At 61.8% G+C, this 7142-nt stretch carries 3 protein-coding genes; all 3 read right to left on the reverse strand.

All coding sequences use genetic code 11. From position 1 onward, the window contains the following. On the reverse strand, nt 1-1099 hold a 1099-nt coding region (locus ACXRVY_RS13045), incomplete at its 3' end, for a circularly permuted type 2 ATP-grasp protein (protein WP_458237526.1). A gap of 88 nt (nt 1100-1187) precedes the next feature. Further along, the gene (locus ACXRVY_RS13050) at nt 1188-4463 is read right to left on the reverse strand and encodes a transglutaminase family protein (protein ID WP_223462534.1); all 3276 of its coding nucleotides are present in this window, start codon (nt 4461-4463) and stop codon (nt 1188-1190) included. Between the two features lie 282 nt (nt 4464-4745). After that, the gene (locus tag ACXRVY_RS13055) at nt 4746-7049 is read right to left on the reverse strand and encodes a YgiQ family radical SAM protein (RefSeq protein WP_007994999.1); all 2304 of its coding nucleotides are present in this window, start codon (nt 7047-7049) and stop codon (nt 4746-4748) included. Nucleotides 7050-7142 lie beyond the last annotated feature (93 nt).

Raw genomic sequence — 7142 nt, forward strand, 5'->3', positions numbered from 1 at the left:
TTTCCAGGGCCTGGGCCAATACCGACGCTTCGCCGCACCACCAAGTGGCGATGGACGGCAGGATCAGCTCTTCGCCGAACAGGAATTGATTGATCTTCGGCAGAAACCCCAACAACCCCGGCGATTCCAGCACACCACTGCCCAGGGCGTTGGCCACCAGCACCCGCCCCTGCCGCACCGCTTCCAGCAGGCCCGGCACGCCGAGGGCTGAGTCGGTGCGCAGCTCCAGCGGGTCGCAGAAATCATCGTCGAGCCGGCGCATGATCGCGTGAACCCGGCGCAGACCACTCAGGGTCTTCAGGTAGACCGTCGCATCGCGCACCGTGAGGTCGCCGCCCTCCACCAGTGGGTAGCCGAGCTGGCGAGCGAGGTACAAATGTTCAAAATAGCTTTCGTTGAAACGCCCTGGCGTCAGCAGCACCACCAACGGTGCGTCCCCGTCGTTCGGGGCCTGACGAGCGAGGGTTTCCTGCAAGGTGCGAAAGAACCCGGCCAGGTGCTGCACTTTCAGGTCGCGGTACAGCTCGGGAAAGGCCCGGGACACAATCGTGCGGTTTTCCAGCGCATACCCGGCTCCCGAAGGCGCCTGGGTACGATCCGCCGTCACCCACCAGCGGCCATCGGGTGTGCGCGCCAGATCCACGGCATACAGATGCAGAAAGGCTCCGTCAGGCGGGCAGATGCCCTGACAGGGCCAAAGGAAGTTGTTGTGGCCGAACACCAGCTCGGCGGGCAAAAGACCTTCGGCAATCAGCCGTTGCGGACCGTAAAGATCAGCCAGCACGGCATTGAGCAATCGCGCCCGCTGAGCGATGCCGGCCGATAACTGTTGCCACTCATCAGCCGCGATGACATGGGGCAGCAGGTCCAGTTCCCACGGCCGGTCCGCGCCTTTGGGATCGGCATAAACGTTATAGGTAACGCCGTTTTCCTGAATCTGCCGGGTCAGCAGGGCCTGACGCTGCACCAACTGCGTTGGCGTGCTGCGTTGCAACTGCTCGAACAGTCGGCGCCAGTGCGGGCGCACGGCGCCACTGTCGTCGAGCAGTTCGTGATAGGTGCCCGCCATCAGCGGGTAGCGGTCTAGCAGGTCAGGCATGGAAAGCTCGGCAGACAGCAATGAAGGGGCAGACTAACGCAGGCTCGTGACGCCCGGATATACGAAAAATCCGAGCGTCGCGTACGGTTCAGAAACGTCGCAAATCGAGCGTCATCGGCAACTCGTCGCTGATTTCCAGATTGGGTATAGGAAGTTTCCCTGGCGTGTGTCCGATGCGGAAGAAGCGCGCCATTCGCCGGCTCTCCGCTTCATTGGCGTTCACCGGCAAGCTGTCGTAGTTGCGCCCGCCCGGATGGGCGACGTGATACTGGCAACCGCCCAGCGAGCGCTGCATCCAGGTGTCGAGCAGGTCGAACACCAGCGGCGCGTGGACCGGGATGGTCGGTTGCAGACAGTTGGCCGGTTGCCAGGCACGAAATCTCACCCCCGCGACGAATTCGCCTACACGCCCGGTGGGCTGCAATGGCACCGGAATGCCGTTGCAGGTCAGCAGATAACGCTGGGGCGGCAAGCCGCTGAGCTTGACCTGCAAACGCTCCAGTGACGAATCCACGTAACGCACCGTGCCGCCCATGGCGCCCTCTTCGCCCAACACGTGCCAAGGCTCGAGCGCCTGGCGCAACTCCAGTGCAATGCCACTGACGGCGTAGTCGCCAACCTTGGGAAATCGGAACTCCAGATGCGCGGCGAACCATTCGGCCCGCACCGGATAACCGGCGGCGCTGAGGTCAACGATGACATCGGCGAAATCTTGCTCGATAAAGTGCGGCAACAGAAAGCGATCGTGCAGCTCCGTGCCCCAGCGCGCCAGCTTCGGCGGCGCATAGGGCTCGCGCCAGAACCGCGCGACCAGCGCCCGCAGCAACAATTGTTGCGCCAGGCTCATGCGGGCATGGGGCGGCATCTCGAACGCACGCAGTTCCAGCAATCCGAGGCGCCCGGTGGCACCGTCCGGCGAATAGAGTTTGTCGATGCAGAACTCGGCGCGATGAGTGTTGCCCGTCACATCGATCAGCAGATTACGCAGCAATCGATCCACCAGCCATGGCGGGCATTCCTCACCCGCTTCAGGCATTTGTGCGAAAGCAATTTCCAGTTCGTACAAGGCATCGTTGCGTGCTTCATCGACGCGCGGCGCCTGGGACGTCGGGCCGATGAACAATCCGGAAAACAGGTAGGACAGCGACGGATGGTTGTGCCAGTAGCTGATCAGGCTGCGCAGCAGATCCGGGCGACGCAGAAACGGTGARTCCCCCGGGGTCGCGCCACCCAGCACGAAATGGTTACCGCCACCCGTACCGGTATGCCGGCCGTCGATCATGAATTTCTCGGTGGTCAGTCGGGTCTGGCGCGCTTCTTCGTAGAGAAATTCGGTGCGCTCGACCAATTCATCCCAGGTCGCAGACGGCTGCACATTGACCTCGATCACCCCCGGATCCGGGGTGATGCGAAAGTTGCTCAGGCGTGGGTCGCTCGGCGGCTCGTAGCCCTCCAGCAACACCGGGCACATCAGCTCTTCGGCTGTGGCTTCGATGGCAGCGACCAGTTCGAGGTAATCCTCGACCCGCTCCAGCGGCGGCATGAACAAGTACAACCGGCCTTCCCGCGCCTCGGCACAGAAGGCGGTGCGGGTCAGCCAGTCGGCGGATTCATCGAGCTTCGGCGCGCGCTCTTGCACCTCGGCAGCTTCACTTTGATTTTGCAGTTGCGCGGTATCGGGCAACGACGGGAAGTCTTGATTCGGGTCTTGCGGATGGATGAACGGATATTCCGCCGCTGTCACCCACGGCTGCGACCCCAGCGGCAAGCGATAACCCAGCGGCGAGTCCCCCGGCACCAGACGGCAGTGCTCGTCGCGCAGATACCAGCGCCCGCTCTGCCACTGGTCGCCCTTGGCGGTGCGCGCCAGCGGCAGAACCTGGCCGATGACCTTGTCCAGCCCTTGGCTGAACACTTTGCGCAGGCGGGCCCGCTCCAGCGGTTCCTCCAGACGCGAGTCTTCAGCGCTGACGTTTTGCGGCAACATCCCTTCGCGCCAGAGGTAATAGAAATTATCTTCGTAGGCCGCAAACACAAAGCGTGTCGGAATCTTCAGGCGTTCGGCGACGCTCGCCAGAAAACGCCCGGCCAGTGCGCCATCCGCGCCGTAGTCTTCCTGCTCATCGGCGATCAGCGCGCTGTTGTGCCAGATCGGCACGCCGTCACGGCGCCAATAGCAATTGAGCGACCAGCGCGGCAGTTGCTCGCCGGGGTACCACTTGCCCTGCCCGAAATGCACCAGCCCCTTGGGCGCGTAGTGTTTACGCATGCGCTGGAACAGTTCGGCGGACAACCGCCGTTTATCCGGCCCCAGTGCCGCGGTATTCCACTCGGCGCCGTCCGGATCATCGATGGACACAAAGGTCGGCTCGCCGCCCATGGTCAGGCGCACATCGCCTTCCAGCAGGTCGGCATCGATCTGCCGGCCCAAGGCTTGAATCGCCAGCCACTGGTCGTCGGTGTAGGGCTTGGTGACCCGCGGTGCTTCCCAAATCCGCTCCACGGACATTTCGTGGCTGAATTCGCACTCGCAGGGTTCCACCAGGCCACTGATCGGGGCCGCAGAAGACGGATCGGGACTACAGGCCAACGGAATATGCCCTTCACCGGCAAACAGCCCGGAAGTCGCATCCAGGCCGATCCAGCCGGCACCAGGCAAGTACACCTCGCACCAGGCATGCAGGTCGGTGAAATCCACGTCGGTGCCGGACGGACCGTCGAGACTTTTGACGTCGGCGGTCAGCTGGATCAGGTAACCCGATACGAAACGCGCCGCCAGCCCCAGGTTGCGCAGCAGTTGCACCAGCAACCAAGCGGAGTCGCGGCACGAACCGGAGGCTTGGTCGAGGGTGTGCTCAGGTGTTTGTACACCGGGCTCCATGCGGATCAGGTAGTCGATGTCTTCGCTCAGGCGCTGGTTGAGTGCGACGAGAAAATCCACGGCGGGCAACGGTGTGCGGTCGATGCCGTCCAGATAAGCCTTGAACTTCGGCGTCAGGGGCAAGGTTTCCAGGTACGGCGCCAGTTCCTTGCGCTCATCCGCGGCATAGGCGAAGGGGATCTTTTCCGCATAGGGCTCGAGGAAGAAATCGAACGGATTGAAGATCGCCATTTCTGCCAGCAGATCGACCTCGATTCGCAATTCCTCGGTTTTCTCCGGGAACACCAGCCGCGCTAGGTAATTGCCCTGAGGGTCCTGCTGCCAGTTGATGAAATGCTGCTCGGGCGAGACTTTCAACGCATAGGACAGAATCCGCGTGCGGCTGTGAGCGGCGGGACGCAGGCGAACGATCTGCGGGCCGAGCTCAACAGCGCGGTCATAGCGGTAATGCGTGACGTGGTGCAATGCGACATGAATCGACACGGCGTGCCTCCTGCGAGCCTTGAGCGTATGGGAAAGCGGGCAAGACTTATGCCATCCAGCAATGCTGGCGCTTTCTTCGGTTGCCTGAGGCAGTACAGCACCAAAATCGGGCGATGCAGGAAAATGGTTTGACGCAGGTGCACATAAATGTGGCGATCAGACAGAAATTGGTTGGCAGTTCCGGCCTCTTCGCGGGCAAGCCCGCTCCTACAAAGGCTCGTCCAGGCCCTGAATGCAAAACGCCAACCCGAAGGTTGGCGTTCTGTTCAGCTCAAGCGAGGCTTAGCGCGGTACGACCGGCTTGCGGGTCGGTTTGGGGCCCTTGCCCTTGGCCGCGTCCTTGCGCTCCTTGGCCGCCTGCTGGTTGCGGGCGAATGCCGCCGCCTTGGCCTGTTCACGCTTGTCCCACGGATTACCGCCATCGCTGGCGCGTGGTGGCAGGCCGGTGTGCTGGGTGAGGATCTTGGTGGTCTTTTCCCCTGCAACCTTGTGGCTGCCAGCTGGCGTCGAGTTCTTGCGACGGGCGCTCTGGTAGCTGTCGGTGGACGGCTGGTGCAGCGGGATCAACTGGTTCTTGCCCGGCCCGATCAGGTCGGCACGACCCATGCGGGTCAACGCTTCACGCAGCATTGGCCAGCCTTTCGGGTCGTGATAACGCAAGAACGCCTTGTGCAGACGACGCTGCTCTTCGCTCTTGACGATGGTCACTGCGTCACTCTTGTAGGTGACCTTGCGCAGCGGGTTCTTGCCCGAGTGGTACATCGCGGTGGCGGTGGCCATCGGCGACGGGTAGAACGCCTGTACCTGGTCGGCACGGAAGCCATTGCCCTTGAGCCACAGGGCCAGGTTCATCATGTCTTCATCGGTGGTGCCCGGGTGGGCGGCGATGAAGTACGGAATCAGGTACTGCTCCTTGCCCGCTTCCTTGGAGTACTTCTCGAACATGCGCTTGAACTTGTCATAGCTGCCGATGCCCGGTTTCATCATCTGGTTGAGCGGGCCTTCCTCGGTGTGTTCCGGGGCGATCTTCAGGTAACCACCGACGTGGTGGGTCACCAGCTCCTTGACGTATTCCGGCGATTCGACCGCCAGGTCATAACGCAGGCCGGAAGCGATCAGGATCTTCTTCACACCCGGCAACTCGCGCGCACTGCGGTACAACTGGATCAGTGCCGAGTGGTCGGTGTTCAGGTTCGGGCAGATGCCTGGGAACACGCACGATGGCTTGCGGCACGCGGATTCGATTTCCGGGCTCTTGCAGGCAATGCGGTACATGTTCGCGGTCGGCCCGCCAAGGTCGGAGATCACGCCGGTAAAACCCGGGACCTTGTCACGAATCTCTTCGATTTCTCGAATGATCGACTCGTGGGAACGGTTCTGAATGATTCGGCCTTCGTGCTCGGTGATCGAACAGAAGGTGCAGCCGCCGAAGCAGCCACGCATGATGTTCACCGAGAAACGGATCATGTCGTAGGCCGGGATTTTCTCCTTGCCGTACGCCGGGTGCGGAATGCGCGCGTAAGGCATACCGAACACGTAGTCCATTTCTTCGGTGGTCATCGGAATCGGTGGCGGGTTGAACCAGACGTCCACTTCACCGTGCTTCTGCACCAGGGCGCGGGCGTTGCCCGGGTTGGTTTCCAGGTGCAGCACGCGGTTGGCGTGTGCGTAGAGCACCGCATCGTTGCGGACTTTTTCCACCGACGGCAGACGTATCACGGTCTTGTCGCGGGTCATGCGCGGGCTGGCCAGGATCTGCACGACCTTGGCTTCCTGCGGATCCTCGACCGGACCTTTTTCCTGCTCGATGGCACAGGCCTGGGTGTCCTGGGTGTTGACGTACGGGTTGATGATCTTGTCGATCTTGCCCGGACGGTCGATGCGCGTGGAATCGACTTCGTACCAGCCTTGTGGCGTGTCACGACGGATGAACGCGGTACCGCGCACGTCGGTGATGTCTTCGATCTTGTGACCATAGGACAAACGCTGGGCGACTTCGACGATGGCTCGCTCGGCGTTGCCGTAAAGCAGGATGTCGGCGCTGGCATCGATCAGGATCGAGTTGCGCACACGGTCCTGCCAGTAGTCGTAGTGGGCGATACGGCGCAGGGAAGCTTCGATGCCGCCGAGCACGATCGGCACGTGTTTGTAGGCTTCCTTGCAGCGCTGGCTGTAGACCAGGCTGGCGCGGTCAGGACGCTTGCCCGCCAGGCCACCCGGCGTGTAGGCGTCGTCGGAACGGATCTTCTTGTCCGCGGTGTAGCGGTTGATCATCGAGTCCATGTTGCCGGCCGCAACACCGAAGAACAGGTTCGGCTCACCGAGCTTCATGAAGTCGTCTTTGGACTGCCAGTTCGGCTGGGCAATGATCCCGACGCGGAAGCCCTGGGACTCCAGCAGCCGGCCGATAATCGCCATGCCGAACGACGGGTGATCGACGTAGGCATCACCGGTAACGATGATGATGTCGCAGGAATCCCAGCCGAGCTGATCCATCTCCTCCCTGCTCATGGGCAGGAACGGCGCTGGCCCGAAACATTCGGCCCAATATTTTGGATAGTCAAATAACGGCTTGGCTGCTTGCATGTCGATGACCGGTGTTGAGATGAAAAATCGCGGGCGCGGAATATAGCACAAAATTTGACCAATTCCGACAACAATGGTCGGTTTCTCTTCGAT

Source organism: Pseudomonas sp. P5_A2_2, from assembly GCF_054177685.1.